Source organism: Nonomuraea rosea (assembly GCF_039539705.1).
Lineage (GTDB): Bacteria > Actinomycetota > Actinomycetes > Streptosporangiales > Streptosporangiaceae > Nonomuraea > Nonomuraea rosea.
The window spans coordinates 24,668-50,292 of sequence record NZ_BAABDQ010000023.1; the positions used below are offsets into that span (position 1 = coordinate 24,668).

Annotated in this window: 27 protein-coding genes and 2 pseudogenes; 13 read left to right on the plus strand and 16 right to left on the minus strand. The window is 67.7% G+C overall.

Going from position 1 to position 25,625, the window contains the following annotated elements; translation table 11 throughout:
• Positions 1-402 precede the first annotated feature (402 nt).
• Positions 403-969: a TetR/AcrR family transcriptional regulator gene (locus tag ABEA43_RS39965; RefSeq protein ID WP_345570357.1), complete on the minus strand. Its 567-nt coding sequence runs from the start codon at positions 967-969 to the stop codon at positions 403-405.
• 69 nt (positions 970-1,038) lie between these two features.
• On the opposite strand from ABEA43_RS39965, the gene ABEA43_RS39970 reads away from it, so the two are divergent.
• From ABEA43_RS39970 to ABEA43_RS39985, 3 genes are all read left to right on the plus strand, one after another.
• A complete protein-coding gene (locus ABEA43_RS39970) occupies positions 1,039-1,959 on the plus strand; it encodes a zinc-binding dehydrogenase (protein WP_345570359.1) in 921 nt (306 codons plus the stop codon).
• A gap of 359 nt (positions 1,960-2,318) precedes the next feature.
• Complete coding sequence (locus ABEA43_RS39975; RefSeq protein WP_345570361.1) at positions 2,319-3,407, plus strand: FAD-dependent monooxygenase; 1,089 nt, start codon at positions 2,319-2,321, stop codon at positions 3,405-3,407.
• An 849-nt stretch (positions 3,408-4,256) separates the two neighbouring features.
• Entirely contained in the window at positions 4,257-4,517 is a 261-nt protein-coding gene (locus ABEA43_RS39985; RefSeq protein WP_345570670.1) for a hypothetical protein, read from the plus strand.
• Positions 4,518-4,620: 103 nt separating this feature from the next.
• Here the strand turns inward: ABEA43_RS39985 and ABEA43_RS39990 are convergent, their stop codons facing one another.
• The gene (locus ABEA43_RS39990) at positions 4,621-5,256 is read right to left on the minus strand and encodes a TetR/AcrR family transcriptional regulator (protein ID WP_345570363.1); all 636 of its coding nucleotides are present in this window, start codon (positions 5,254-5,256) and stop codon (positions 4,621-4,623) included.
• Positions 5,257-5,387: 131 nt separating this feature from the next.
• On the opposite strand from ABEA43_RS39990, the gene ABEA43_RS39995 reads away from it, so the two are divergent.
• The 4 genes and pseudogenes from ABEA43_RS39995 (at position 5,388) to ABEA43_RS40010 (ending at position 7,789) form a co-directional block, all read left to right on the plus strand.
• Positions 5,388-5,741, plus strand: coding sequence for a hypothetical protein (locus ABEA43_RS39995; RefSeq protein WP_345570365.1), 354 nt, complete (start codon positions 5,388-5,390; stop codon positions 5,739-5,741).
• Positions 5,738-6,643 carry an NmrA/HSCARG family protein gene (locus ABEA43_RS40000; protein WP_345570367.1) on the plus strand — a complete coding sequence of 302 codons (906 nt, stop codon included), beginning with the start codon at positions 5,738-5,740 and terminating at the stop codon, positions 6,641-6,643. The genes ABEA43_RS39995 and ABEA43_RS40000 overlap by 4 nt, the downstream gene beginning before the upstream one ends.
• Positions 6,644-6,976: 333 nt before the next feature.
• Positions 6,977-7,186 (plus strand): annotated as a pseudogene (locus tag ABEA43_RS40005) (transposase); the annotation flags it as partial.
• Positions 7,187-7,309: 123 nt separating this feature from the next.
• Positions 7,310-7,789, plus strand: a complete 480-nt coding sequence (locus ABEA43_RS40010; RefSeq protein WP_345570666.1) for an IS3 family transposase — start codon at positions 7,310-7,312, stop codon at positions 7,787-7,789.
• Positions 7,790-7,959: 170 nt separating this feature from the next.
• Here ABEA43_RS40010 and ABEA43_RS40015 read toward each other — a convergent pair whose 3' ends face one another.
• Together ABEA43_RS40015 and ABEA43_RS40020 are read right to left on the minus strand one after the other, a co-directional pair.
• The gene (locus ABEA43_RS40015) at positions 7,960-8,487 is read right to left on the minus strand and encodes a hypothetical protein (RefSeq protein ID WP_345570369.1); all 528 of its coding nucleotides are present in this window, start codon (positions 8,485-8,487) and stop codon (positions 7,960-7,962) included.
• A gap of 549 nt (positions 8,488-9,036) precedes the next feature.
• On the minus strand, positions 9,037-9,756 hold the full coding sequence (locus ABEA43_RS40020; RefSeq protein WP_345570371.1) for an FAD-dependent oxidoreductase: 720 nt from the start codon (positions 9,754-9,756) through the stop codon (positions 9,037-9,039).
• A gap of 104 nt (positions 9,757-9,860) precedes the next feature.
• Between ABEA43_RS40020 and ABEA43_RS40025 the strand changes: the two genes are divergently transcribed.
• Positions 9,861-10,448: a TetR/AcrR family transcriptional regulator gene (locus ABEA43_RS40025; protein ID WP_345570373.1), complete on the plus strand. Its 588-nt coding sequence runs from the start codon at positions 9,861-9,863 to the stop codon at positions 10,446-10,448.
• A gap of 67 nt (positions 10,449-10,515) precedes the next feature.
• On the opposite strand, the pseudogene ABEA43_RS40030 reads toward ABEA43_RS40025, so the two are convergent.
• Together ABEA43_RS40030 and ABEA43_RS40035 are read right to left on the minus strand one after the other, a co-directional pair.
• A pseudogene (locus tag ABEA43_RS40030) lies at positions 10,516-10,689 on the minus strand (ISKra4 family transposase); the annotation flags it as partial.
• 644 nt (positions 10,690-11,333) lie between these two features.
• Entirely contained in the window at positions 11,334-12,188 is an 855-nt protein-coding gene (locus ABEA43_RS40035; RefSeq protein WP_345570376.1) for an NmrA family NAD(P)-binding protein, read from the minus strand.
• 82 nt (positions 12,189-12,270) lie between these two features.
• On the opposite strand from ABEA43_RS40035, the gene ABEA43_RS40040 reads away from it, so the two are divergent.
• Positions 12,271-13,236, plus strand: a complete 966-nt coding sequence (locus ABEA43_RS40040; protein ID WP_345570378.1) for an AraC family transcriptional regulator — start codon at positions 12,271-12,273, stop codon at positions 13,234-13,236.
• A 296-nt stretch (positions 13,237-13,532) separates the two neighbouring features.
• Here the strand turns inward: ABEA43_RS40040 and ABEA43_RS40045 are convergent, their stop codons facing one another.
• Together ABEA43_RS40045 and ABEA43_RS40050 are read right to left on the minus strand one after the other, a co-directional pair.
• Positions 13,533-13,772, minus strand: coding sequence for a DUF1963 domain-containing protein (locus ABEA43_RS40045; protein ID WP_345570380.1), 240 nt, complete (start codon positions 13,770-13,772; stop codon positions 13,533-13,535).
• Between the two features lie 250 nt (positions 13,773-14,022).
• Complete coding sequence (locus tag ABEA43_RS40050; protein ID WP_345570382.1) at positions 14,023-14,949, minus strand: SDR family oxidoreductase; 927 nt, start codon at positions 14,947-14,949, stop codon at positions 14,023-14,025.
• Positions 14,950-15,031: 82 nt separating this feature from the next.
• Here ABEA43_RS40050 and ABEA43_RS40055 point away from each other — a divergent pair, with 82 nt between their 5' ends.
• Together ABEA43_RS40055 and ABEA43_RS40060 are read left to right on the plus strand one after the other, a co-directional pair.
• The gene (locus ABEA43_RS40055; protein ID WP_345570384.1) at positions 15,032-15,616 is read left to right on the plus strand and encodes a TetR/AcrR family transcriptional regulator; all 585 of its coding nucleotides are present in this window, start codon (positions 15,032-15,034) and stop codon (positions 15,614-15,616) included.
• A gap of 45 nt (positions 15,617-15,661) precedes the next feature.
• On the plus strand, positions 15,662-16,039 hold the full coding sequence (locus ABEA43_RS40060) for a recombinase family protein (RefSeq protein ID WP_345570386.1): 378 nt from the start codon (positions 15,662-15,664) through the stop codon (positions 16,037-16,039).
• Between the two features lie 118 nt (positions 16,040-16,157).
• Here the strand turns inward: ABEA43_RS40060 and ABEA43_RS40065 are convergent, their stop codons facing one another.
• Positions 16,158-16,349: a hypothetical protein gene (locus tag ABEA43_RS40065; RefSeq protein WP_345570388.1), complete on the minus strand. Its 192-nt coding sequence runs from the start codon at positions 16,347-16,349 to the stop codon at positions 16,158-16,160.
• Positions 16,350-16,610: 261 nt separating this feature from the next.
• Here ABEA43_RS40065 and ABEA43_RS40070 point away from each other — a divergent pair, with 261 nt between their 5' ends.
• Entirely contained in the window at positions 16,611-18,104 is a 1,494-nt protein-coding gene (locus ABEA43_RS40070) for a recombinase family protein (protein ID WP_345570390.1), read from the plus strand.
• Positions 18,105-18,255: 151 nt separating this feature from the next.
• Here the strand turns inward: ABEA43_RS40070 and ABEA43_RS40075 are convergent, their stop codons facing one another.
• The 7 genes from ABEA43_RS40075 to ABEA43_RS40105 form a co-directional block, all read right to left on the minus strand.
• The gene (locus ABEA43_RS40075; protein ID WP_345570392.1) at positions 18,256-19,698 is read right to left on the minus strand and encodes a hypothetical protein; all 1,443 of its coding nucleotides are present in this window, start codon (positions 19,696-19,698) and stop codon (positions 18,256-18,258) included.
• Between the two features lie 178 nt (positions 19,699-19,876).
• Positions 19,877-20,203, minus strand: coding sequence for a helix-turn-helix domain-containing protein (locus ABEA43_RS40080; RefSeq protein ID WP_345570394.1), 327 nt, complete (start codon positions 20,201-20,203; stop codon positions 19,877-19,879).
• Positions 20,200-20,640: a hypothetical protein gene (locus ABEA43_RS40085; RefSeq protein WP_345570396.1), complete on the minus strand. Its 441-nt coding sequence runs from the start codon at positions 20,638-20,640 to the stop codon at positions 20,200-20,202. Before ABEA43_RS40085 ends, ABEA43_RS40080 begins: the two co-directional genes overlap by 4 nt.
• The gene (locus ABEA43_RS40090; protein ID WP_345570398.1) at positions 20,637-21,752 is read right to left on the minus strand and encodes a tyrosine-type recombinase/integrase; all 1,116 of its coding nucleotides are present in this window, start codon (positions 21,750-21,752) and stop codon (positions 20,637-20,639) included. The genes ABEA43_RS40085 and ABEA43_RS40090 overlap by 4 nt, the downstream gene beginning before the upstream one ends.
• 225 nt (positions 21,753-21,977) lie before the next feature.
• Positions 21,978-22,775, minus strand: coding sequence for an alpha/beta fold hydrolase (locus ABEA43_RS40095; protein WP_345570400.1), 798 nt, complete (start codon positions 22,773-22,775; stop codon positions 21,978-21,980).
• 12 nt (positions 22,776-22,787) lie between these two features.
• Entirely contained in the window at positions 22,788-23,078 is a 291-nt protein-coding gene (locus tag ABEA43_RS40100; protein ID WP_345570402.1) for an alpha/beta fold hydrolase, read from the minus strand.
• Positions 23,079-23,293: 215 nt separating this feature from the next.
• Complete coding sequence (locus ABEA43_RS40105; RefSeq protein WP_345570404.1) at positions 23,294-24,082, minus strand: MerR family transcriptional regulator; 789 nt, start codon at positions 24,080-24,082, stop codon at positions 23,294-23,296.
• Positions 24,083-24,517: 435 nt separating this feature from the next.
• Here ABEA43_RS40105 and ABEA43_RS40110 point away from each other — a divergent pair, with 435 nt between their 5' ends.
• Positions 24,518-25,117, plus strand: a complete 600-nt coding sequence (locus ABEA43_RS40110) for a recombinase family protein (RefSeq protein WP_345570406.1) — start codon at positions 24,518-24,520, stop codon at positions 25,115-25,117.
• Positions 25,118-25,625 lie beyond the last annotated feature (508 nt).

Genomic DNA, 25,625 nt, shown 5'->3' on the forward strand with positions numbered 1-25,625 from the left:
CGGCGCTCCATCGTCCCCAATCTGCAGATATGGCGTGAGATCAATGTTGGCGAGTAGTTCTCCGCGCCGGACTCGGCGCTCCCGAAGAGTTCGATGAGAGGTTCTTCGCCACGCCTTCGAGAAGGTTCATGTGCGCTTGGCTGAGTGCTGGCAGCGTTTGACGCCGCGGCCGTGGGATTGGCTGCCGCGGACGCGGCGGCGGCCGAGCTGGGCCTTTCCCGGCGCCAGGTGTCTGCCGGGGGAAGTTCGCCATCTTGATCCGCCGGTCCGAGGCCGGACGGGAGGATCACTCCCGGCGGCACGCTCGGCCCGGCGCTGCAGCCTGCTCCATATCGGTGGCAAGGCAGCGGGTGAGACGGTCGGCCCGTGGCGGACGCCTGACTCGGGGGCTACGCGAGACGATCAGGATCGCGGGTGTAGGCCGTCCATCATGACGGTGACAAAGCTGGCGGCGAGGTCCGGGGATGCATCGCTGGAGCGTGCGATCGCGTAGGCCGCCTCGCCCAGCATCACCGTGGTGACGTCTGGGTCGATGTCGGTCCTGATCCCCCCTGCTTCGCGCGCCCGGTGGAGCAGGTCGACGAGCGCCTTGCGCAGCTCGGCGCGACGCGCGCTTGTCAGGGGCACCGGCAGCCGGGTGAGCTGCTCGCTCACGATCCAGTGAACGGCCTGGAAGTCGATCAGTTCCAGCAGGAACCGGCGCAGGGCGGCGGCCGGGTCGGGTTCGGCCGCTGCCTGATGGGCCCGCTGGATGAGCGGTTCGAGCAGGTCGGCCACCGCTGCGTCGATGAGTGCGTCCTTGGTGCCGAATGCTCGCACGATCGTGGCCGCTCCGAGCCCGGCCTGGCGGGCGATGGCCTCCACGGTGATGGTGGTTCCGGGCTGGGCGAGCAGCGTCTTGGTGGCCTTCAGGGCGAGGTGGCGGTTGCGGACGGCGTCGGCGCGGCGCGGGTGTTCGGCGGTTGACATCTGAAATAGCCGTTCCATATCCTTAAGTGGAATGTTCATTTCAGATAGCTTATGAGCCTGGAGAGGCCTATGCAAGCGCTGATCAGCGACCCGGACACCCCTGCTGGTGTGCGGCTCGGCCAGGTCCCCGAGCCGGTGCCGCAGGCCTCCGAGGTCGTGATCGAGGTGGAGTGGTTCACCCTGCTCGCCCGCAATCTTGACCACGCGGCCACCTTGCCGGCGGGAAGCATCCCGGGATTCGACGCGGTGGGCGTGGTACGGCGGGCCGCCGAGGACGGCACCGGTCCCGCGCCAGGCACCCGAGTGGCCACACTGACGACCGCGAACGCCTGGGCGCAGTTGCGTGCCGTTCCCACGCACGAGCTGGCGATCGTGCCGGAGCGCGTCGACCCCGGCCAGGCCGCCACCTTGCTGGTGCCCGGGGCGAGCGCGCTGCGAGCCGTGCGGCGGCTGGGCGCGTTGACCGGCCGCCGCCTGCTGGTCACCGGGGCCGGCGGAGCGGTCGGGCACTTCGCCGTCCAGCTGGGCCGGCTCGCCGGCGCGCACGTGATCGCCGCAGTACGCAACTCCGGCAGCCGGGACCGGCTGACGGCCCTGGGAGCCGAGGAGGTGGTCACCGGCCTGGACCAGGTGTCCGCTCCGGTGCACGGCGTGATCGATTCAGTCGGCGGACCGCTCCTTGCTCAGGCCTTCGAGCTGCTGGCCGAGGGCGGTCTCATCCAGCAGGTGGGCGCGAGCTCGGGACAGCCGACCACGTTCGCCCCCTACCAGATGGTGGGGCGACGCCGCGCGATCGAGGGCTTCTGGGCGGGCGACCGGTTCGGGACCGACCTGGCCTATCTGCTGGACCTGCTCGCAGACGGCACACTCCTCCCGTTGGACAGCGAGCACGCCACGTGGGGCGACATCGACGCACTCGCCCAGCAGTTGCGCGCGGCCGACGCCCCCCGCCGGATGGCGGTGGCCGTCCGACCAGCCCACGCCTCCTGATCCCCAGCCGGACATGGTGCGGTCGAACAGGGTTGCACCGATGCGGCGCTCCTTCCATTGATCGCTGGCTGACCCGCTGTTGAAGGATTGCCCGGCTGACCCGGTGCGGGGCGATGTTCAGGCACTCGGCGGTCCGGCCGACATGCCACTCCTCAGCCAGTGCCAGGAAGATCCCGATATCTCCGAGCCCGGCATCTCGCCGATCGTCAACCTTTCGGTTCACTCTGGGCCGCCGAGATCGCCGCCGTTCGCCCCATTGCTCCGCCCAGACCGAGCCGGGCGCTGAGCTGGCCTTCCCTTGCACGGGCCGCGGCCCCCGACCACGTGCGACAACGACAACGACACCCTTTGGAGTAGCGATGAACAAAAGAGTTCTCATCTCAGGAGCCAGCATCGCCGGGCAGACCCTGGCCTACTGGCTGACCAAGCACGGTTTCCACACCACGGTGATCGAGCAGAAGCCTGCGCTGCGGACCGGCGGACAGGGCGTGGACGTGCGCGACCAGGCACTGGACGTGGTCGAGCGCATGGGCATCCTGCCGCGGATCCGGGCGGCGGTGGCCGACGTGCGCGAGATGCAGTTCGTGGACGCAGCGGGGCAGCGGGTGGCCTCCGTGAAGCTCGCGAACGAGATCGAGATCATGCGCGGTGACCTGGTGAAGATCCTGTACGACGTGACCAAGGACGACGTCGATTACGTCTTCGGCGACTCGATCAAGAGCCTGGCGCAGGACTCCGACGGCGTGACGGTCACCTTCCAAAGCGGCGGTACCGGCCGATTCGACCTGGTCATCGGCGCGGACGGGCTTCATTCCAACGTGCGTCGCCTGGCCTTCGGGCCGGAGTCGGAATTCCTCGACCACAAGGGCTACTACTTCGCCTTCGGCAACGCCGACGCGGCACTGGGCGCGGACCGTACGATCACGATGTTCAACACGCCGGGCAAGATGGTGGGAATCTACCGCTCGGGCAACCACGCCCAGGCCAAGGCATACTTCATGTTCCGGCGTCCCGAGGCGATGGACTTCGACCACCACGACCTGGACGAGCAGCGCAGGCTGCTGAAGGAGAACTTCGCCGGCGAGACATCGTGGCGGGCGCCGGAGCTCCTGGACGGCGCGCTGGCCGATCCCGACCTCTACTTCGATGCCCTGAGCCAGGTACGCATGCCGTCATGGTCGGCCGGCCGGGTGGCCCTCGTGGGCGACGCCGCCTACTGCGCCTCCCCCGCCTCGGGGGCCGGGGCGGAACTGGCCCTGACCGGCGCCTACCTGCTTGCCACGGAGCTGGCGGGCGCTGACCACCGCGAAGCCTTCCGCCGCTATGAGGACCAGCAGCGCAAGCTGGTCGATATCAAGATGCAGATCAGCGACAACCTGGGCCTGATGGTGCCCGAGACTCAGGACGCCCTCCAGGCCAGGAACGCCGCGCTCACAGTTGGTCAGTGAGCCGTCTCGGCGCCGGGCCGCCGCCGTCAACCGTACTCACTCCTCCTCGGGGAAGGCGTCGCAATCGACACAGGGGGACGCCCCGATAGCCACCCCGCCCCGCTCATGTACGTGATAATGGCCGGTTATCACGTACATGAGCGATCATGACGGCGCAGCGACCAGGAGAACCCCTCGCCGTGCAGGTGCGCGACTCCGGCACGTTATCCGGTACATCATCCGGACCGGCGCGGCACTCGCCGCTGGGCGGCTGGCATGAGCGCCGCGCCGAAAGTCACCGCTCTGCGCCGCGGCCGCCGACGCCTTCCTGGCCACCCCGCGCACGGCCAACCCCAACACCCACCGCGCCTACGCCTCGGCCGTCGACCGCGTCATCGCCCTGCTCGGCCGGGGACCGCCCGCTGGCCGAGGTGACCGACGCCGAGATCGGCCAGGCGCTCGCCGAGCTGTGGGGGACGAGCGCGCCGGCGACCTGGAACCGCAACCGCGCCGCCGTCACCTCCTGGCTCACCTGGTGCCAGTCCAAGAAGCACTGGGCCGCCCCGTCGGTCCCAGCCGATGCCGAACGCCGCAAAGAAAACGCCGACGAGACCCGCGCGGTCGCCAAGACCACCATCCACCGGGTGCTGTCACGCCGCGACCTCCCCCTACGGGAGCGGACGCTGTGGCGAATGCTCTACGAGACGGCGGCCAGAGCCGCCGAGATCCTGGCGCTCAATGTCGAGGACCTTGACCTGGAGCACCGGCGGGCCCCCGTCCGCTCCAAGGGTGGCGCCGCCGAATGGGTGTACTGGGACAGCGGCACCGCCCACCTGCTGCTCCGGCTGCAGCACGCGCACGCACGGGCCGGTGTTCCTGTCCGAACGCCGCCCGGTCCCTGCCCGCCGCCCGGCCGCCGGCGACATCTGCCCGCACACCGGCCGTGCCCGCCTCGGCTACGACCGCGCCCGCGTCCTGCTGGACAAATACGCCGGGCTCGATCTGCACCAGCTGCGCCACAGCGCCGCTACCCACTTGGGCGAGGCCGAGGTCCCGCTGCAACTCATCATGGGCAAGACCCGGCACAAGAAACCCCCGCACCGCCATGCGCTATGTCAAACCCGGCGCTGAGGCCATCGCCAAGGTCACCGAGGTCCAGGCACCGCGTCGCCGTACCCACTGATCATCCGAGTGGCGGCTGGCCGGAGCTGTAGGAGTTTCGGGCCATGTCCGCTTACGGCGTCGTTGCCCAAGGGCTCAGCGCGCGTTCGGCGGCGTTGTGGATCCGTGCCCCGATCTCGTTTGGGCGCTCGGCCAATTGCTCGGCAAGCTCGGGATCTTCGAGCAGCACGAGAAGTGCTCCGCTGATCGCCCCGATGAGCGCACCCACCAGGGCGCCCGCGTCGATCTCGTCGAGATGGTCGGGGAACGCCGCGTGCAGGTGCCGGGCGATGTCGCGCTGCGCCTGCTGTTGAAGGCGCAGGACGCGCCCTTGAATCGCGGGCACGGTGCGCATCAGGTGAAGCCGGATGCGCGCCATCGGGCTGACCATGTCGGTGTCGGCCTGGACGATGTGGCGGACGGCATGGAGCAGCACGTCGATGGGCCGGTCGTCGGGCTGTCGTGACGTGATGGCGTCGATGGCCGCGCGCGTGCGGGCCTCGCTCTCGGGGAAAAGGATCTCTTCCTTGCTGGCGAAATAGCTGAAGAAGGTACGGGTGCCGATCTCGGCGGCAGCGGCGATCTCCGCCACGGTCGTCTCGTCGTACCCCTTGTGCTCGAACAGTTCCGCGGCGGCCTCGATGAGCATCTGCCGGGTGCGCCGGCGTTTGCGGTCCCGCAGCGTGCTCTCGTCGTGCTGGGTCGTCATGACGCCAGTCTACTGCACTCCATGCTGTACCGCATCAAGTGCTTAAACGCACCTGTTGCCGACTTGCATTGAGTGCAGCTATGGTGGCGGAGCCGGGATCGCCCCGGTGCACGGCGAGACGGGATGGCAGCATGCCGACGTACTTGATGCACGAAGCGCTTTCTCCTCAGGGATGGAAGGCGATCCTCGAGGGACAGATGGACCCTCACCCGCTCAGCGATCCGCGGGAACTGGCTGCCGGCTTTGAGTCGCTGGGCGGCACCCTGCAGGGGGTGTGGCTGTCGGCCGCCACAACCGAGCTGGTCTTCATCGTCGACCTGCCCGATACCGTGGACGCCGTCGCATGCAGCCTGCGCTACCTGCAACGCGGTCAGTACGGCCCGATCAGGATCACACAGCTGCTGACCCCGCAAGAGGCGGTACGAGCCACAGAGAAGGCGGTCGCGCTGCCCAAGCCCTACTCGATCACCGGGAGCGACGCATGACCACGGCACGGCACGACGAGACCATCCTGGTGACGGGAGCGACCGGCCGGCAGGGCGGCGCCGTCGCCGCCCACCTCCTGGCCGACGGATGGCGGGTACGCGCGTTGGTGCGGGACGCGTCCGCTCCCGCGGCGCTCGGCCTAGCCGAAGCCGGCGCCGACCTCGTCGTCGCGAGCATGGACGATTCCGCAGCCCTGGTGGCCGCGATGCGGGGAGCCTATGGCGTCTTCAGCGTCCAGCCGTCCGACGAGCACGAAGCCGCGCGGGGCATCCGGGTGGCCGACGCCGCCGCTGCCGCCGGAGCCCGCCACCTCCTCTACAGCTCCATGGGTGGCGCCGACAAGCTGGCACGGCACGCACCGCTGGACAAGTGGCGGATCGAAAGCCATGTCAGGGCTCTCGGCATCCCGGCCACGATCTTGCGGCCGGCCGCCTTCATGGAAGACCTCACCGGCCCGTACTTCGGCCTCGCTCAAGGACGCCTCACGCTGCCGTACCGCTCCGATCTCGCAGTGCAGCTCATCGCCGTGGACGACATCGGAGCCTTCGCCGCACTCGCCTTCGCCCGGCCCGACCGGTATGCCGGGCAGGCTCTCGACATCTCCGGAGATGCGCTGACGCCCCCGCAGATAGCCGACGCCCTCAGCCGGGCGGCAGGCCGGACGATCCCGCTCGCTCCGCTGACCATGACGATGGGAGACCAGGAGGTGACCCTGGAGAGCATCCGGCAGCACAGCCCCGAGGCCACGGCCGCGTTCGACTGGGCCAACACCGAGTACTACACGACCAACCTGGCAGACCTGCGTCGCATCCACCCCAAGCTGATGGACTTGGACACCTGGCTGGCCACCACCGAGGCACGACGAGGGATCGAGGCCGCATTCGCCGGCAGGCCGGACTGAGGCGCAGCAATCGCAACGATCAGAGTGTGAACAGCCAGCCCCCGCGAGCAGCAGCTGGCCAACACCCGCCGCATCGAAGCCCCCGAGAAGGAAGCGCTTGGCGCGTTGGCCATTGAGATCGAACTCCTTCAGCCCGCCACCGCATAAACCGAAGCAAACCCCAGCAATGGATCAGGGCCTGTGCACCACGCGGGCCCTGACCGCGTCCAGGAGTGTGCAGACCACTTCGCGCATCCGTGCAGACGACTTGAGGTGCCGAGCAGACTCCAGACAGTCGGCTACATAAGCTGACGGAAGTCTGGAAGAGGTAGGTACGCGACGAGGCGTCGTAGGCAGTTCTCGCCGGAGTTCAAGGAAGAAGCCATCCGCATGGTGCTGGAGGGCGACCGGACGGTCGCGTCGGTGGCGCGGGAGTTCGGGATCAATGCCAGCACCCTGGGCAGCTGGGTGAACCGGCATCGGATCGCGAGCGCCCAGGAGGAGCGGCCGGCGGTCTCCGGGCCGGAGCGGGCCAGGATTCGGGAGTTGGAGCGGGAGAACGCCGAGCTGCGCGAGAAGTTGATCTTCTTGAAAAAGGCAGGCCACCTTCTTCGCGTCCGAGACTCGATGACGCTCGCCACGTACGAGCTCATCGATGCGGAGAAGGCCTGCCATTCGATCGTGAAGATGTGTGCCTGGCTGGGGGTGTCCCGCTCGGGCTACTACGAGTGGCGTGAGCGGCCGGCCTCGGCCACCGCGCAACGGCGCACGCTGCTGGCCGAGTCGGTCGCCGAGATCTTCGCCGGCTCGCACGAGGCCTACGGCTACCGGCGGGTGCACGCCGCCCTGGCACGTCGCGGTGAGCACTGCTCGGCCGAGCTGGTGCGCGCCTTGATGCGTGAGCAGGGCCTGGTCCCGGCCCAGGTGCGGGCGTTCCGGCCGGCCACCATGGGAGGAGGCGGGTGTCGATGCCTATCTCCCTGCCCCAACCACGCCCGGTGGGGAGAACGAGAACTGAACCGCTGGCAGAGGAGGCCATGGGGCCGCTGCTGGTCTGGGCGATGCGCGTGGTCGATAATTTGGCGGAGGACATCCTCGCCGCCTGGGCCGAACGGCAACGCCTCACCGACGTCGCCCGCACCAGCGTCGCGACACCCCCTACGCTGACAGCAGCAGGTCTGTGGTCCCTGATCTCCACCGCAGGCCGACATGGACCAGTGTGGGGTCGTCGTGGTCGGCGGTGGTGGTGACATCGGTCAGCGTGGTCCGCAGCTGCTGCGGTGGAACTGAGGCTGAACATCCAGTTGCCGACGAGAGAGCGGCCGTGAACGGAAGGCTCAGAGGTTGAGCTCCTCTAGTTCGTCTAGAAGATCAGCGATGATCGAATCCTCGTCATCAAAGGTCAGCCACCAGTCAGCGAAGGATCGCCCGTACTCGACGAGCGCGGCTTGGTAGATGGCGGCGGGCTCCTCGGCCGGCGTCAGCCCGAAGGTGCGCTCCAACCAGGCGACGTAGGCCCCATGGGCGGGCTCGCCCTCGTCCTCGGCCGCAAGCAGGCGGAACAGCTCAGGTAGATCGCGTGCTGCTATGTACAGGTCCCCCTCATCGCCGCAGAAGATCACCGGCAGCGTGGCAAGGTCTGTGCCGCCGTCATGCTTCCACAGGGCGTAGAAGGAGCCAGAGGCGGTTGCCTGGGCGAACGGGATGAGCTGGTCGCGCAGCTCGGCGGGCGGCTCGGGGCCGAGAGCGGAGACGCGACCGTATTCAAACAGCTCGAAGCCGCGGGCATAGGGCTCCCCGTCGAGGCTGTCCTCGAATTCCTTGAGGAGGTTGAGCTCGGGTATCGGGGAGAATATGGCACTCATGTTGCCTCCAAGGGGTAGATGTGTGCGGCCCTCCAACGGCTCCTGGTTACCTGATCGTGGAGGGGCATAGGGCGGAGTACGCCCAAGGCTCAGTTGGACGAGGATCATCCAATTGTCCTCGTCCTTCGTGCAGGTGGCTCGGACCCTGTACTGGTCAGGCTCGAGATCGATGATGAGTCGCTCGTCAGGCTCCAGGTCGGCGCCGGGAACGGCGGAGTCAAAGAGTACGGCTGCCTCCCGTACCTCCCCGTTCAGGTCTTCGTCGTCGTCCCAATTCGGTTCCGTTGCGTGTCGTGACCAGCTCGGCTTCGGAATTTGCGGCGGCCCAGCGCAGGAAGATGCGTTCGGTCGACAGATAGGCCGTATGCAGCACCGATGGCCTCGCTTCCGTGCATGATCCTTCTTGGGTGGACAGAGTACGAGCAGAGGCCGACTCCCCGGAAGGGCGCACAGGCGATCCCCTGTCAACTACGCCGAGCCAGCGCCGACACGCCCTGCCACGCGACCCGAGGACACCGATAGGTGTAGCTCCGGCTCTTCTGCAGTGAGTTATCCGCCCAGCCCAGTTGCTCCGTGTGGGAAAGCCGCGCTTGCCCGGATTTTCTCGTTGAGGTGTTGGCGGGCGGCGTCCACGTTGATGACCGTGTCTGACGTGATGGTCGCGGTCAGGTCGGCGCAGGCTTGAGCGGCTGCGGTGGCGCGGGCCTGCATCGGGTTCTCGTAGGCACGGACGGCCTGGTCGAGGTCGTCGTGGCTGGCGATGGCGGTCGCCAGGTCGGTGCCGTCGAGCATGGCGAGATTCGCGCCGATGACCAGGGCAAAGTCCTGGCTCGTGCCGTCATCGAGGTGCAGACGGGCGGTGCCGTCGCCGGCCTGGGACACCGCGGCCACTGGATGTCCCCAGCGAACCGTGCCGGCAGCCAGGGAGTCCAGAAGCAGTCCACGCAACTGGCCGCGGTCGATCTCGGGCGCACTCATCGTGGCGTCGGCGGGCCGCTCGTGGTGGACCAGTTCGCCGGTGACGGGGTCGAGGCCGCGCAGTTCCTGACCTTCGGGACGGGCCAAGGCGCGGAACTCCCCGACCAATCCCGCGGCGTGGATGGCGGCCTGGCCGGTGTCGTGCAGGTCCAGCATGCCGCCCTGCCAGCGGGAGCGGGCGGAGGGCTCGCGTTCGAGCACGGTGACCGGACGGCCGTACTGCTGAAGGGTTCGGGCGCAGGCGAGGCCGCCGATACCGGCTCCCACGATGGCGATGGGGACAGAGGTCATGGCACAAGGTCCTTTCGTGGCACGGAACCCAAAAAGCGTATCCGATTCAAAAGTGAAGTTACTAGCCTTTTGAATCGGGTACGCCTTGACCGTATGCTGGGCGGGTGAGCGAACCACACGGACGTCGCGAGCGGAAGAAGGCCCAGACCCGTCAGGCCCTGGCCGACGCCGCACTTCGGCTGTTCCTCGAACGCGGCTATGACGCCGTCAGCGTCAAGGACGTCGCCAATGCCGCCGACGTGGCGGTGACCACCCTGTTCAAGCATTTCCCCAGCAAGGAGGCCCTGCTCTTCGACCTCGACGCCGACCTTGAGGCGGCGTTGGTGTCAGCGGTGCGCGACCGCACGCCCGGCCGATCGATCCCCGCCGCCCTGCGCGACCACATCCTGGAGTGGGCGGTCAAGGTCGTCGCGGATGAGCGAATGGCCGCCATCCGGCGGATGGTCGAGGAGACCCCGGCCCTGAGCGAGTACGCTCGCCGCATGTGGGTGCGCCACGAGACCGCACTTGCGCACGCCATCGCCGAGGAGTGCGGGGCCCCGGCTGACGATCTCGCCTGCGCCACGCTGGCCCGGTTCACGCTGGAGGCTGCCGGGCTGGTCCAGCGACACGCCGACCCGTGCGAGGCCGCAAACGTGATCTTCGGCCTGCTCGAACAGGGCTGGACGGCTCAGCGGCCTTCACGCCGTTGAACAACAGCAGTGGTGATCAGGCGGTGAGTGCGTATCGGTACGGGTCGCGGGCTTGGTGGATGCGACGTTATTCGCGGTCGAGGTGATAGGTCCAGTAGGCGTCCAGGTCTCCATTGCTGATGACGGCTCGTAGCTTGAAGATGGCCTCTGCTCCTGCCAGGCTCCACCGGGCACCGGTGATCTGCAGGCGGTCACCGATCAAATGACGTGCAGTGCCCTCAACCACGCCGGTGGCGATCGGCCTGTTGGGTGCGAAAACTACGATTCGTGGAATTACCTGGGCGTATGCAAGCTTGGTCAGGCCGCTTGCTGATACTGGCTGATCAGTCCGTCCAGGACTTCGTGACGCTCCAGGCGGAGCTGGTCGAGATCGTCGGGTGCTGATACAACCGGAACCGCCCGGCTACTTCCCAGACTGTTGCCGAACGGACCAAGGGCCCGCTGTTCCTAGCCGCAGGATGGCGGCCGCTGCGGGAGCTGGGACTGACACCTTGAGCGGCTCGGTGACGTGGCCCGAGTGCCGCCACGGCGGACATCGGCGCTGCACCTGTGGCACCGACCGGCCTGCCTCGGATGCATGAGAACGGCCATGCTCTGCCCGGCCATGTGACGGCCGGGCAAGGTCGCCATCGGGTCAGCCGTCCAGTGAGGTCCAGAAAGCGCAACGGTGGTCACGGGCGAATGCACGATGGCCCTATCCTGGTCGGTGCGTGCGATGTTGCGGCAGCCGGGCGCCTGTACCGCTTTGAAAATCATCGCATAGGGGCTTGACCTGGGAGCCCTCCGGAGCGGCTACGCGGCTCGGACGCTTCGCGTTGGTTGGGTCCGGTTTTCCGGACCCACTGCGACGGTCGGGGCGAGCGACGGGATCTCATAGAGTGCGCGTCAGGCTCCACCAGAGGACTCGGTGTGGGCATTCCAGATTCCAGTTACGGCGGTTCTGCGGACATACTCCGTGAAGTCGCGGGGCGGCCGGCCGAGAACGCGCTCGACGGTGTCGGTCATGTCGGCCCTGCGACCGTCGAAGACCTCGGCCATCAGGCTGGTCAGTTGCGTCGCGTACTCGGCCGGGACACCTCGCCGGGTCAGCGACGAGACGAACCGCTCGGGCGTGACCGGCAGATAACGAACCTCCCTGCGGGTCACCCTCGCTATCTCACCGACGGCATCGGCGAAGGTGATCAGCCGTGGCCCGGTCACTTCGTGGTTCCGGCCGGCATGGCCGTTCTCGGTCAGCGCCGCGACGGCGACATCCGCGATGTCCTCCGCGTCGGTGAACGGCTCCGCGACGTCGCCGACCGGCAGCGCGACCACACCGGCCCGGACCTGTTCGAGGAGGAACGCCTCACTGAAGTTCTGCGTGATGAACCCCGCCCGCACGACGGTCCACTCCGCACCCGAGTCGCGCACTGCCTGTTCGCATCGCTCAGCCTCGGCGGCGCCACGGTCGGCGAGCAGGACGAGATGCCGCACGCCGCAGGCCACCGCGAGTTCCGCGAAGGAACCCACGGCTCTGGCCGCGCCGGGGAACGCCGCATCAGGATGGAAGGCCACATAAGCGGAGTCCATGCCTCGCAGTGCAGGTTCCCACGTGGAGTCGTCTTGCCAATCGAAAGCCGGCTCAGCACTGCGTGAACCGACCCGTACCGGCATGTCACGCGCACGAAGCCCGGACACGACCCGGCGCCCGGTCTTGCCTGTCCCGGCGAGGACCAACGTTGTCGGCTTAGTCGCTTTCATGCTGCACAGTCCAGCAGAACGCCGAGGTCCGGGCCATGTTCGAAACACGCAGGCACATAATCGTGCCACTTATCCTGTGCCGGTGGACCCCTTCTCGATCCTGCTCGACGGAGCCCGAGCAAGAGACACGTTCGTGCTGCGAACCATCCTGAACCCACCATGGTCGGTACAGGTGCGGGACGGGGCGCCCCTCAACCTCGTGGCCGTCCTGCGCGGGATGCCCTGGATCGTACCCAGCACCGGAGATGCCGTACGCCTGAACACCGGCGACATCGCGATGATGCGTGGCCCGGACATGTTCACCTTCGCCGATGATCCCCGTACTCCCATCCAGGTGGTCGTGCAGCCCGGCCCCCGACGGATGACCGCAGCCGGCGCGGACCTGCCCGAGGTCGCGGACCCAGATGTGCACACCTGGGTCAACGGCGAGCGAGCTCACGACGGCGCGGACGGCTCGTCGGTGCTGTTGATCGGCAAGTACTCGGGACCGGGCGAGATCGCCACACACCTGCTCCACGCGTTGCCGCCGCTGCTGGTCATCCCCACGGCCGCCCACCTCGAATCCGCGCTGGTGTCGCTGCTCGCCAAGGAGACCGTGCGAAACGAGCCCGGCCAAGATCTCGTGCTCGAACGGCTGCTGGACGTCCTGCTGGTCGGCACCCTCCGCCAATGGCTCACCCGGCCCGATGCCGATGCGCCTGCCTGGTACCGGGCCAACGGGGATCCCGTCGTCGGGTCCGTCCTCCGGCTCATCCACCGCGACCCGGGCCATCCCTGGACGGTGGACGCGCTCGCCCGGCAGGCCGGGGTGTCCCGAGCGACACTGACGCGCCGCTTCACCGACCTCGTGGGTATGCCGCCCATGGCATACCTCACCGGATGGCGCATCGACGTTGCCGCCGACCTGCTCATGGAGTCGGATGCCACGATCGACGTCGTCGCCCGTCAGGTCGGTTATGGCAGCGGGTTCGCGTTCAGCGCCGCCTTCAAGCGAGCCCGTGGGGTCAGTCCGCAACGCTACCGCGCCCACGCCCACGCTCGTCCTTGACGTCGGAACAGGACGCTGGAGCTCGGCTCGGGCTACGGCGGCAAAGTCGAACGCCTTCAGGACCGGATCGTTGACTCTTCCGCAACTGACGGCAGGGTGATGATGGGTGCGGCGTGCAGCCGTATTTCATCGAGGATGTGAGCCGGCGATGGCGCCGGAATCTCGACCGCGCGCGATGGGTCTGCGAGCACAATCCGGCAGTCGCCCGGACGGTCGCGTTGACCCCACCAGCGTTCGTAGGGCTTCATCAACCCGGTGAATCGGCCATCCTCCCGATACTGGAAGTCGGGCTGGATCTAGAACACGTTGACCAGGCCAAGCCGCGTGGGCAGTTGTTCACCGAGCCATGGCACGAGTTCGTCGGTGTCCACCACCGCCACCAGGCTGAGCGGGAAGCCTCTGCTCGTCTCCGGCCACGGGGTTCCCGGCTCAAGCAGCGCAGGGCCGCCAACGCACCATCGGCCGGTCTGCGGCGCGTCGTCGTGAGCAGGCTTAAGAACGAATCCAGGCTTGGCCAGCGCGGACAGACCGAGCACCCAAACCCTCGCCCAGATGCTCGACACACAATGCCTGAATCTCGGTCAAAGTGCCCTCGTAATCAGGACGATGGCCTCACCCACCCCAAGGCGCAGGCCGAAGCCAGCTGAGCAGCGTGATCAGCCCCGCTTCAGGATGCCCTCCAGGGCGAGATCGGGAGCCTCCTGATCGCTGAACTGCGCTGGGACCTTGCCGCGGAATGGCTCCGGCATCCCCAAGGGCCGGGCAGGTGGTGTTCTTCGGGGCTGGTCAGGTGGTGGTGGCGTCAGGGGTGTGGAAGTAGTGGCCCTTTTCGAGGTCTTCGAGGAGGCCGGGGTGGCTCGGCTGCCAGTCCAGCAGCTCGCGGGTGAGGGTGTTCGACACCAGGACGTCAAGGCCGATGAAGGGGCTCAGCCAGGCGAAGTGCTCAGCCGCGGCCTCGGGGGCCACGGAGGTCACCGGCACGTCGAGGTGGCGGCCGATCACCTCGGCGATGTCGCGGAGCGCGACGCCCTCCTCGGCGGCGCCGTGCAGCACCGATGCGGCGGGTGCCTTCTCGACGGCCAGGCGGAACAGTCGCGCGATATCGCGGCGGTGGACTGCCGGCCAGTGGTTGGTGCCGTCGCCGGTGTAGCCGGAGACGCCCGTGACGCGGGCGGCGGCGATCAGGCCCGGCACCCAGGCGTAGTCCCCCTCACCGTGGACGGTCGGAGAGACCCGCACCACCGATGAGCGGACGCCGCGGGAGGCGAAGGCGAGCGCGGCCTGGGCGGTAGCGGTTCGGACCAGAAAGGGCGAGCCGTCGATGGCAGGCACGTCCGTCTCGGTCACCACGCGCCCGGACGGGAGACCGATGAAGCCGGAGGCGAGGACGAAGGGGCGGTCGGTGCCGGCGAGCGCGTCGCCGAAGGTGTCGACGGCACGGCGGTCGGCCTGGGCGGCGCCCCGGTAGTCGCCGGAGAACGCGACGTCGCCCTTGAAGGCGAGGTGGATCACTGCGTCCGACGCGGCGGCCGCGTCTCGCAGGACCTCAAGGTCGTCGATGGTGCCGCGGACGGCTTCTGCGCCGGTGGCGGTGAGCGCGTTGGCGGAGGCGGCGGAGCGGGCGAGCCCGACGACCTGGTGTCCCGCCTCGATGAGCTCGGGAACGAGGGCGGAGCCGATGAAGCCGGTCGCGCCGGTGACAAGGATGCGCATGGAAACCTCAACTCTTGACTTCAGTTACTGCAATCGACCTTAACAGGTGACTTCAGTCCCTGTAATCACGTAGGGTCTGCCCATGAGCAGATGGGAGCCGAACGCGCGCGGGCGCCTGGCCACAGCAGCGCTGGAGCTCTATAGCGAGCGCGGATACGAGCAGACCACCGTGACAGAGATCGCCAAACGCGCCGGGCTCACGGAACGGACCTTCTTCAATCATTTCGCCGACAAGCGCGAGGCGTTGTTCGCCACCTCCGGCGAGTTTCAGGAGTTGTTCGTGCGGTCGGTCTCCGATGCTCTGAAGTCCGTGGCGCCGATCGACGCGCTGGCGGTGGGTCTTGATGCGATCTCCGAGATGCTCACCGGCCAACGCGACTGGGTGCGTACCCGACAGGCTGTGATCATGGCGAACCCCGAGCTCCAGGAGCGCGACCTGCTCAAGCTCGCCTCAATCTCGGCTGCTCTCGCCGACGCCCTGCGCCGACACGGGGTGACGGAGCCGGCCGCGAGCCTGGCCGCCGAGTCGGGTGTCGCCGTCTTCAAAGTCGGCTTCGAGCGCTGGATCGTGGCGGACGAGGAATATGACTTGTCGCGGTTGATGCGGGAAGCGCTGGACGAGCTCAAGGTCGTGACCGCGGGCGGCTTGGGAGCGTCCGACGAATGATCAACGTTCGCGCTGGAATGGTTGATCGTGATGCGACGTGGAGAGTTGACCGACACCGCCGCCCGCCCCGCTCAGCGACGACCGGCCGACATCCGGATCGGCTACGCCCGCTGCTCCTTCCTGACCCAGGAACTGCAGTCACAGCTGAACACGCTGGCCGCGCACGGCATCGCCCGTCGCAAGATCTTCGCCGAGAAAATCTTCGCCAGGGTGAGGGTACGCCCGCAGTTCGAGGCCGCGCTCGCACTCGCCCGCGCCAGATCAAGCGCACGCCCCGCACTGCCGGGTCATCCTGTCACCCTCCTGCGGGACCTCTCCAGGCAGGACCGGCACGCTTGCCCGGCTTGGCGGGACGGCCGACGTCAACACCACACGGCCGGGGAAAGCCGGTCGGCATCCACACCTTCGCGCAGAAACCGATGAACACGGTGTGATCCCCTGTGTACCGATGCTTCCGTGCCACTTGAAGCCGTCCGGGATGATGGGGCAGACCAGCTTCCCCACATCGGACGGCGCCGCAGTTCCGCCTTGACCGTGATGTTCAGCTCGACCGCCCGGACGCCTCCTCAAAGCGATGACGGTCGGCCGTGGGGTCAGTGATGCTCACACTGAAGTACTCATCGGTCTTCTTGATGGAGACGGCCGTGTTGGCGTAACTCGTCACCGGGCCACCGACCAGGCTGGTACCGGCAGTGATCGCCGTGGCCGTCACCAGGGAGGCCAAGCCCACCACGAGCCACCGTCGTATCTTCGGGCGCGGCCAACTGGTTCCCGCCCCTCGGACATGATCGCGTGCATGAGCGTCCGCGCCTCCGGTGCGGACGCCTCTCCGGCGAGGTCTTCGTCGCCCACGCGGGCGAGATCAGCGAGGTTCACAGCGAGCTTCCTTCCAGGGTGACGGCACGAGGATGATCGATCACGGCTTCGCGCGGATAGGTGGCGAGACAAGAGCACGGATAACACAGGCATATTCCGGATATGGCAGGCTTCCCTGATGAACGTGGAACGTGCCCTCGATCTCCTCGCCCAGTGCGCCTACCGCTTCTGGGACGATCACGGCACCGACGAGATCGGTGCGCTGCTCGCCGAGGCGCGCGCCTGCTACGACGCCGCCGAGCACGCCGATCCCGCGGCGGTGGCGATAGGCCGCTGCCTGATCGCGGCGTTCGAGCTGCGCCTCTGCACCGACGTGGAGAACCAGTTGAACTCCGGCTGGGACTACGATCTGGAAGGCCCGCCGCTCAACGGCGTGGAGGAAGACGACTGGGACGACGTGAGCCGCCCGGTCGCCGAACGCGCCGCCGAGGCCGCACGGGCGGCGCTGGACGCCGATCCCGAAGATCCGCTCGTGCCGATCCACCTCGGCCACGCTCTCGCCTGGCTCGGCGACCGCGACGGCGCGGTAGCCGCCTACCGCGAGGCACTGCGCCGCGACCCCTTCGACGAACAAGCGGACGCCTGCCTCGAGACGCTTGAGGCCGAGACCGGTCCGCCGCCGGCCCTGGAGACGAGCCCGCGCTCGTACGCGTTCGCCCTGCTGCGCGAGGGAGCGCGGATCAGCAACTCCGAATGGATCGACATCGGCCACGTGTTCAGAACCCTTGCTGCCGCGCAGGAGGCCGCCGAAGCGAGACTGCGCGAAACCGGCGACCTGACCCGCGAGGACCTCGACGGCTTCATCAAGCTGGAACTGCATGTCCACCGCCCTGGGCAGCCGATCGTCACGTTCGAGCTGATCGGCCGGATCCCATCGGAACCGAACGAAGGTCCGTTCCGATTCGACTGGTCGGACGTTTCCCCTGGACGAGCCCTTGGAGCCTTCGCTGCCGCTGGGGATGCCAGTGCGGATAGAGAACCTGGTGTGCTTCTGAACGTATTCGACGGCCAGCAGATCTATTGCGATATCTACGGCAACTCGGAAAGGGACCGCACCCTGGCGCTGCGCCACGGCCACGTCATCGGATCAATCGTTCACTTCAACCACGCCGCCTGGAACCCGCTATTGGCAGACACGCGGATCTGCACAACATCGCTTGAGCGTCCGTTTAAGAAAGGATCTCTGCTTGTCAAAGACTTGCAGGTGGGACCGTCGGACGTGATTTTCGGCACCCACACGCTCAGCGGGGCACGTGCTGACCACGGTCAACAAGCTGCGCGACCGCGGCATCACCGTAGTGTCGCTGACGAAGAACTCGATCTGGGCACCAAGGAGGGCCCTTTCATGCTCGCGGTCCTTGCTGCGGCCGCGGAATACGAGCTGGAGCTGCGCGCCGAGCGCCAGGCCAAGGGGATCGCCGCCGCCAAGCGCCGCGAATCCACTGGTGCCATGCTGCCCGGCAAGAAGAAGACCGGCCGGCCGCGCGTCATCGGCCCCGCCGAACTGGCCACACCACGCCGCCTGGTCGACGAGGGTGTCTCGATCACCGAGGCCGCCCGCACCCTCAAGATCGGCCGCTCCACCGCCTACGCGGCACTCGCGGGACGCTGACCAGAAGCTATCCCACCCGCGTCCCGCTTCAGCGTCCTAGCAAGATCGTTCTTATCGATAACGGCTGTCTGCCGGTTCCTCAACCCCGGAGAAGTCCCAGAGTTCATGCGAACTGAAGGTTCCTCAGCCTGAACTGAAGGGTCTTCATCCCTCATGGACCGTTTCGACCCTTGGGTTCGTCGCGACTGGCGGGGTCTTGCTCTTCGGCTGCGGTGGCCAGCAGGGCGCGGGCGTTCTCGGCATAGCGGATGGCGGTCTTGGGGTCGAGGCCGAACACCGCGGCGAGGTGGAGCGGGTCCGGTCCATGCGCGAGGGCTTCTTCAAGCTGCCGATCAACACGCAGGCGTTCGAGTGTCGCAGCCTGACCGCGAAGCTTCTTAGAGAAGTAGATCTTGGAGGCCGGGCCGGTGTCGAGGGCGCTCAGCCGATTGATCAACAGGTGAGGGTTGGCCGTGTTCGGCCAGCGGGTCCGCCGGTAATCGAGCCATTCGAGCAGGATCTGATGGGTGAACTCGTCGATGGGGCGGGTGCGGCCGGCGATGGTGAGCCGTCGGTTGCCGAGGTCGACGTCATCGAGGAGCAGGGAGCGGATGGCGCCGGTGCGGGCGGCGTGAACGGCGGCGAGCATGAGCACGAGCCGGGCGGCCGGGGTGGTGGCGGCTTCGGTCGCCTGGTCGATGTCGTCCTGGTCGAGCCGCTGGATGAGGCCATAGGGATGCTGGCCGATGCGGATGCCGCGGGTCGGGTTGCGAAAGATACTGCGTCGTTTGCGGCAGAACGCGAACAACGATCGTGCCGCAACCAGGAAGTTCGAGCGGTGAAATCCCTGCAGGCCGTCGAGGACCGCGGCGAGGTCCTCCCGGGTGACTTCCCGCAGGTGGTCGTATCGGTCTGACCAGCGCAGCAGCGTGGGGCGCAGCCGGTTCACCTGGATCCAGATCGACTTGATGTTGCGGGGCTTCATCCGGGGTGCGCCGTCGCGCAGCGCCCGCGCCCAGGCCTCGACGTCGTCTCGGATGCCTGAGGCGAGTCCTTCGAGCCTGGCTTCCAGCCACCTGTCGAAGGCCGGCGGCCGGTCATCGACGAAAACGCCCATCTCCTGCAGCACCTCGACGGTCCGCTCGACGGTGAGGTCCAGCGCGCGCAGCGCGGGGAACACCTGTGAGTAGTAGACGATGTCGAGGCAGGTATGCCGGGACAACACGATGGTCAGAGCGCGCTGGACAGCGAATCGAACACCACGTCGCCAGCCGCGCGCCTCGCCCCGCCGATAAGCGAGATAGAGCGCCCAGCTCAGCCACGGATTGGCGAGATCGACATTGGCGCTCTCGTCGAACCGGGTGAAGTCCCGGGGTGCCTCGAACAGCCTCAGCTGGATCCACCATTCGGCGGGCCGGGCCGCAGGCGGCGGGGGCGGCTTGGGCCGCGACCGCCATCCCCGTTCATGGTCCGGGCTATCGGGACGGCGTCGTTTCATCCGGTCGAAGAACAGCTGCTGGAACGGCAGTCTCTCCCCGGACTCCAGGACCGAGACCGCGCCGCGGGGCAGGCCACCTGCGGCCTTCGACTCATAAGCGGCCTGCTGCCAGCACAACCTGCAGTAACCCCGTTTTAGCGCGACCGTCCAGCCGCACCCGGCGCATTCGCCCTCGCTGTCCGGGTAACAGTGTCGAAGCACGGCGCAGGACGAGCATCGGCGAGCGCCGAGGACTCCCCAGGCCAGGCAGTCCATGCAGCTCTGTGGACCATGCAGAACCCGTCGCGGCGGCATGTCACGCAGGCGGCAGAGAACGACTGTCCTTCCGCTTCGGAACCACGGGCGGGCCGCCCGAGACTGCTGCCGTGACCTGCTTGTCCTGGCCGTCATCGACGCGCCTGACCTTGCCGGGCTCCGGGATGAGGAGCTCTTCGACTCCGCAGCCCAAGACAGCGCAGATGACGTTGAGGTCGTCCAGCTTGATGCTGGCCGGCTCGCCCGACCACAGGCCGGACATCTTCCCGGCGCTGATCTTCAGGCCATGCTCGGCGAGCATCCGCTGCAGCTCAGAAGCTTTCCAGATGCCGCGGTTGGCGGCGGCCAGCCGCAGGTTCCATCTCATGTGTTCTCGGCCTCTTTCCAGAGGGCGGCCGATCCGGCCCGATGTCCGGCGGCGTTCCGTATCGCGGTCGCGGTCAGGGCGAGGTTGACGCCATCCAGGCTGGTCAACGTGTCATTCAAGTCGACTGGGATACCGCCGCTCATGCTCGCGGCGATCCGCAAGACGGCGCGTTCGCCGCCGCTGCAGGGCAGGCGGCCCTCCTGCAGGGCTGCGATCGCCCCGTCCCAGTCGACGAACGCCAGCGCGGTGGCGACGCCGGCGTCGATGGTGATGTACTCGGCGACGAAGTCGGGCCGATGCAGCCAGACGTCGGTGTCGATGAGCAGCTCGACTCCTGCCTGGACGCAGGGCAGTCCGGTGGCGCCGAGCGTGAGTGCGCACGCCAGCTCGTGTCGGGCCCAGTAGTCGCTGGCCGGTCCGGCGGGATGTGCGGTCATGGTGTCACTCCCTTCCCGAGTCCCGTCAGGCGGGCGGCGGCACGCTGCTGACCTGCGGCCCAGGCGTCTTCGACGTGCGTGCCGGTGACGTGCACGTATTTCATCGTGGTGGCGATCCAGGCGTGGCCGAGCAGCTGCTGGATGGCGATCAGGTCCATGCCCTGCTGATAGAGCTGAGAGGCGCAGAAGTGCCGCAGCACGTGCGGGGTGAGGACATCGGCCCACTCCGGCAGGTGGGCGGCCGCGGCCTTGGCGAGTGCGGCCCGGAGCGTCTCATCGCCGACCCGGGCGACCGATCCGTCGGTGTTCTTGCGCTCCGACAGCAGCAGCGCGACCCCGGGCCGGGTGTGGTCGTCGCCGAATTGGCCCCACACGTCTTCGACGAACCAGCGCAGCGTCGCCGCGGCGTTGTTGATCAGTGGCACCATCCGCTCGCGTGGCCCGGACCCGCGGGCCCCCTTGCCGTGGCGGACGTGCAGTTTGCCGAAGCGGCCCAGGTCCCACTTGAGGTCGGCCAGATCCAGCTTGCAGGCCTCGTTGACGCGCAGCCCGACCGCGGACATGAGCCGGCAGGCGGTGTAGTTGCGGGCGGTCGGGGCGAACTTCCGGCAGGTCGTCAGCTCCTGCCGCCACCCGGCGAACAGTCGGCCCACCTGCTCGACGGTGGGCGGGATGCGCAGCTTGCCCTGCGCGCCGCCGCGCGGCCGGTTCATCTCGTCGATCGGGCATTCGACGACGCGGCCGGTCATCTGGTGGATCTCGACCTTGTGCCGCAGTTCCAGGAACAGGAAGAACGTCTTGATGGCCTGGGCCCGGGCCAGCCGGGTGCCCTTCGCGACGCCGCGCAGCGCCTTGCCGAAGTACGCATCGGCGTCGGCCGGCCCCATCTCCCACAGCGGCCGGCCGAACCAGGCCCGCACCTGCTCCAGATGCACCACGTCGGAGGAGATCGTCCCGTCCGACAACCCCGCCGCCGCCCGGGCCAGCACGAACCCGGCCAGCACGTCGGTCTCCAGCGCCTCCAGGTCATCGACGGTGGCCGGGGCACGTGCCACCCGCAGATCCTTCACCACCGCCAGCGCCAACTCCAGCCACCTCGCCTTCACTTTCACAGCAAGACGAACGACCAGGACGATAGACCTTCAGAATCCCCGAAATCTCATCAACACCAGAAGAAGCCGGAGCACCAGCAGATAAGCCCAGGTCCTGGGGCTAGAGAGGCCGAGGAAGCTCGAAGGAACTCAAGGGATATTAGTTAGAGGGCGTGTAGACCTCTGGCTTTGCGCCGGCGGCTATCAGGATGCTCCCGTGCGGGATTCACCGTGACGGCGGCGTCCTCAGTTCCCCTCGTGGTCGAGGGCGGCGACCTCACGTACGGCCTCGGCGATGGCGCGATAGTCCTTACGCAGGATCGAACCGTGGTTGCTGGCGACTTTCGCGCTGATTTGGATGTTCGGATTGCGGGCAGTCACCGCAGGGAGGCTGGCGCGTATCCGTTCGTGCCCGCCCTGGCTTCCGAAGGACTCCCCGGAAGCGACCACGTAGCGCGCCGGGACGGTAATGCTGTCCAGCACGGGGCCCAGGTCACGCTCGCGGGCGATCTTGCCGACCTCGATGTTGCTGTCTGCCAGCTGGTCGCTGGTCATCCGCGGAGCCATACCGAACGGCCGCAGCAGCTGCATGGGCCACCAGATCCGCTTCCATATCTTGCGCATCCCCGGCTCCATGGACTCGTCGAACCAGTCGTAGGGCTGCGCGCCCTCCACCAAGACCGCGCCCACGGTACGGGCCGGATTCCGGCTGGCCCAGTGCGCCGCGACAAACGCTCCATAGGACCAGCCCACCACCACCGCCCGGGCCACACCCCGGGCCGCGAGGACAGCATCGACATCTCGGATGTTCGTCTCGAACGAATAATCCGCCGAGCGCTTCGACTTACCGCGCCCCCGCATGTCGTAGGTGATATGCCGCCACTCCGTCCCCAACTCGGCAAGGACCCGCCGCCATTGCCACTGAACGGCGGCGTGGCCGTTGAGGTAGATCACGGAGACACCGTCGCCGTCGGTGTCGGTGACGGCTAAGGCCGTATCGTCTACCGGGACCATACCGGTCCAGGGGGATCGCTTGATGGTCATGGTCTGCCTTTCTCAGAGGTGAATCGCGAGCGGTGGCTGGTGTGTGCCGGTGGCCAGGTCCCGGACGGCGCCCTCGAACGAATAGTCCGCCGAGAGCCTCGACTTGCCGCGGGCGCGCTCGTCGTAGGTGATGTGCCGGCAGTCGCTGCCGAGGTCAGCGATGATGCCCCGCCAGTGCGACTGGTCGGCATAGGCGTCGTTGAGGTAGACCATCGGATGGCCGGGCCCGCCGGTGTCGCGCACGTACAGCACGGTGTCATCGACCGGCACCATGCCGGTCCAGGTGGATTGCTGGCTGGTCATGGTTTCCCCTTACTCGCAGAAGACACGCAGGTGGCCATCGGGCGGGCGACGAGCTGTACACCGGCTCGCAGCAGGTGCACCGGACGGTGGCTGGCTGCCACCCTGCTGTCTCGGGGCGACGCCGGCCTTACGCCGCGCTCCACCGGCCTGGTCCTGCACCCTGTCGCCCGCCGACATGAGTAGTCGACGTCCAGGTGTGAAACGACGCCCGCAGGTTAGTCGGAGGGCTCCGCCAGCCGCTCCATCCGGTGCCAACCGGACCAGCCGCGCTCGCGCATCAGGTCCAGCAGCCGCTCCGCCCGCGGGTCGGACTCGACGGCAAGTGCGTCCAGAAGGTCAATCGGTAGGTCGTCGTGCGCGACCTCGTCGGGGTTGATCTCGCCGGAGGTGTATGCCTGCTCGGCCAGGCCGGCCATGATATCGGCGGCTTCTGCCAGACGCGGGTCGTCGTCGCCTGCGTCGTCGTTTTCGATGATCTCCGACAGGATCCGGTAGAGCCGAACGAGTTGCGGGTCGTTGAGCTGCGCGAATTTTGCGGCCATAACCGCGGGGATGTGTTCGGGCCAGGAGGCAGCAACAACCAGGATCCACCCGTCCCGCTCGGCCTCCACCATCCGCTCTCCTACCCCGATCTCCCGAAGCAGATCGAGGTAGGAGATCACCTCCGGCGGGAGCGCCAGACTGTCCCCGGCGGCGAGCTGCGCGATCTGCTTGCGGCTGGTCTCAAGCCGTTCGATCTCGTCATGCAGGCGACTGTCGATCCGTTGGACCGCTTCGGCAAAGGTCGGTGCGTCGGCTTGGAGCATCTGACCGATCTGAGACAGCGGCACGCCAGCGTTGGCGAGGATTCGGATCTTGATGAGCGACACGACTGCCTTTGCGCCGTAGCGCCGGTAGCCCGAGGCATCCCGGTCCGCTTCGGGCAGGAGTCCGATCTGGTGATAGTGCCGCACCGCCCGCACCGTGACGCCGGCATACGCCGCCAATTGACTGATGGTCAGCATGCTCTGATCCTGCTCTCAACTTCGCCTAGACATGCAACGCCTTGTACGACTTCTCCAGGCCCTGCACGTGGATTGCGGGCCCTTGGACCTGATCGGTTGTTGGCGGGATGCACATGACAGCCAGCATGCAGGGTTGACGCAGCGTCAGGGTCAAGTCCGCCGGCAGATTCGTGTGTCTGGCGGTGATAGCAGGCGGACACGAGCCGGCGCCGCGGCGCGATCAGCCCCGGCGTGCCCGCCCAGTACGCTGCGGCGTTCGCCGACTACCAGGCCGGCCTGTCGGGATTAGGCGATTTCCCGACACCCCGCCGACCAGACTCCCCGCGGCCCGGAAAATCAGACTTCACGGCATAAAACACCGCTCCTGGTAGGTGTTTTCGAGTCCGAATTGACGACAGGATTTCCCGGCAGGTAGAGGGAGGGCTCCCGTCCCTCATGTCCAAGGAGCCGCCGGTGCGGATCGTCTACTCCCGCTCCTCCACCGCCACCCAGTCCCTGCTGCGGCAGCGGCACATCCTCACCGAGGCCGGACTGCTGGTGCGGACCGAAGGCGTCGCCGAAGGGTTCCGCCCGGCCGAAGGGGTGCTGCTGTTCGAGGACCCGGCAACCACGTCGAAGGTCCCGGCGCTGGAGCGGCCCGCGTTCGCCGTCGCCGCCGCCGCGTACCCGGCGATTGTCCTGACGGTCTCGGAGCTGTTCCGACTGTGCCGCGACCTGATCGACATCCACGCCGTCCGCGATTGGTGCCAGACCCGCGGCGTCGCCCTGGGCGTCCTGTCAGGCCCCCTGTCGAACTTCCACGACCTTGCCGCCAACGACGCCACGACAGCGCTGCTCATCAACGTGATCACCGCGGTCGGGCAATTCCAGCGCGACCTGCAAAACGAGCTGACCGCCGAAGGGATCGCCGCCGCCGAAGCCGAAGGCCGCAACCGCGGCCGCCCGCACTGGCCGGCTCCCGACTTGAGGAGGTTCGATCGGCGTTCGTCGACCATGGCACCTCGATCGCGGCTCTCGCCCGCGCGCATGGAGTGAGCCGGGCCGCCATCCGAACCGCGCTGACCGGGCTGCTGCCCGGCCAGCCGGAACCCCCCGCTCATCCCGGCCGAGGGCCCTGCCGAAGCGTCCAGCTAAGTTACTCGCGGGTACCCCCAACGGCTGTCCGCAGGCTCCTCAACCCCTGTCACGGGCGCTGGGGCAGTTAGGGTCCTTGGCGGCCGCGGACTGCACGCGGGCGGCGGCTTCCTTGTCCCACGGAGTGTGTCTGCTCATGCGGCCACATCTACCGGCCCACGGCTCAATGCCGGGGCAGGCCGGGGCAACCACCGCGTCAAGGATGCCCGTGGCAAGGCACGGCAGCCGCGTGGCAGGCGCCCCGAAACTTGGTGTAGTGCGGGAGTTCGTCCAGGCCGGGCTGGGGGTGGAGGGGATCGATGGGCACCGCCGCCGTCCACGTTCCAGTACGCGGCAACGTACTGGAGGTCGCGCCGGTGGTTCGTCCACAGAGCCGGGCCCAGCGTCTCGTCGAGGTGCTTGAGGCCCT

What these genes read in the sequence shown, in the direction of transcription:
- ABEA43_RS39965 (WP_345570357.1), bottom strand. Translation starts at nt 969, where the DNA reads ATGTCAACCGCCGAACACCCGCGCCGCGCCGACGCCGTCCGCAACCGC.
- ABEA43_RS39970 (WP_345570359.1), top strand. Translation starts at nt 1,039, where the DNA reads ATGCAAGCGCTGATCAGCGACCCGGACACCCCTGCTGGTGTGCGGCTC.
- ABEA43_RS39975 (WP_345570361.1), top strand. Translation starts at nt 2,319, where the DNA reads ATGAACAAAAGAGTTCTCATCTCAGGAGCCAGCATCGCCGGGCAGACC.
- ABEA43_RS39990 (WP_345570363.1), bottom strand. Translation starts at nt 5,256, where the DNA reads ATGACGACCCAGCACGACGAGAGCACGCTGCGGGACCGCAAACGCCGG.
- ABEA43_RS39995 (WP_345570365.1), top strand. Translation starts at nt 5,388, where the DNA reads ATGCCGACGTACTTGATGCACGAAGCGCTTTCTCCTCAGGGATGGAAG.
- ABEA43_RS40000 (WP_345570367.1), top strand. Translation starts at nt 5,738, where the DNA reads ATGACCACGGCACGGCACGACGAGACCATCCTGGTGACGGGAGCGACC.
- ABEA43_RS40010 (WP_345570666.1), top strand. Translation starts at nt 7,310, where the DNA reads ATGTGTGCCTGGCTGGGGGTGTCCCGCTCGGGCTACTACGAGTGGCGT.
- ABEA43_RS40015 (WP_345570369.1), bottom strand. Translation starts at nt 8,487, where the DNA reads ATGAGTGCCATATTCTCCCCGATACCCGAGCTCAACCTCCTCAAGGAA.
- ABEA43_RS40020 (WP_345570371.1), bottom strand. Translation starts at nt 9,756, where the DNA reads ATGACCTCTGTCCCCATCGCCATCGTGGGAGCCGGTATCGGCGGCCTC.
- ABEA43_RS40035 (WP_345570376.1), bottom strand. Translation starts at nt 12,188, where the DNA reads ATGAAAGCGACTAAGCCGACAACGTTGGTCCTCGCCGGGACAGGCAAG.
- ABEA43_RS40050 (WP_345570382.1), bottom strand. Translation starts at nt 14,949, where the DNA reads ATGCGCATCCTTGTCACCGGCGCGACCGGCTTCATCGGCTCCGCCCTC.
- ABEA43_RS40055 (WP_345570384.1), top strand. Translation starts at nt 15,032, where the DNA reads ATGAGCAGATGGGAGCCGAACGCGCGCGGGCGCCTGGCCACAGCAGCG.
- ABEA43_RS40070 (WP_345570390.1), top strand. Translation starts at nt 16,611, where the DNA reads ATGAACGTGGAACGTGCCCTCGATCTCCTCGCCCAGTGCGCCTACCGC.
- ABEA43_RS40080 (WP_345570394.1), bottom strand. Translation starts at nt 20,203, where the DNA reads ATGAGATGGAACCTGCGGCTGGCCGCCGCCAACCGCGGCATCTGGAAA.
- ABEA43_RS40085 (WP_345570396.1), bottom strand. Translation starts at nt 20,640, where the DNA reads ATGACCGCACATCCCGCCGGACCGGCCAGCGACTACTGGGCCCGACAC.
- ABEA43_RS40095 (WP_345570400.1), bottom strand. Translation starts at nt 22,775, where the DNA reads ATGACCATCAAGCGATCCCCCTGGACCGGTATGGTCCCGGTAGACGAT.
- ABEA43_RS40100 (WP_345570402.1), bottom strand. Translation starts at nt 23,078, where the DNA reads ATGACCAGCCAGCAATCCACCTGGACCGGCATGGTGCCGGTCGATGAC.
- ABEA43_RS40105 (WP_345570404.1), bottom strand. Translation starts at nt 24,082, where the DNA reads ATGCTGACCATCAGTCAATTGGCGGCGTATGCCGGCGTCACGGTGCGG.
- ABEA43_RS40110 (WP_345570406.1), top strand. Translation starts at nt 24,518, where the DNA reads ATGTCCAAGGAGCCGCCGGTGCGGATCGTCTACTCCCGCTCCTCCACC.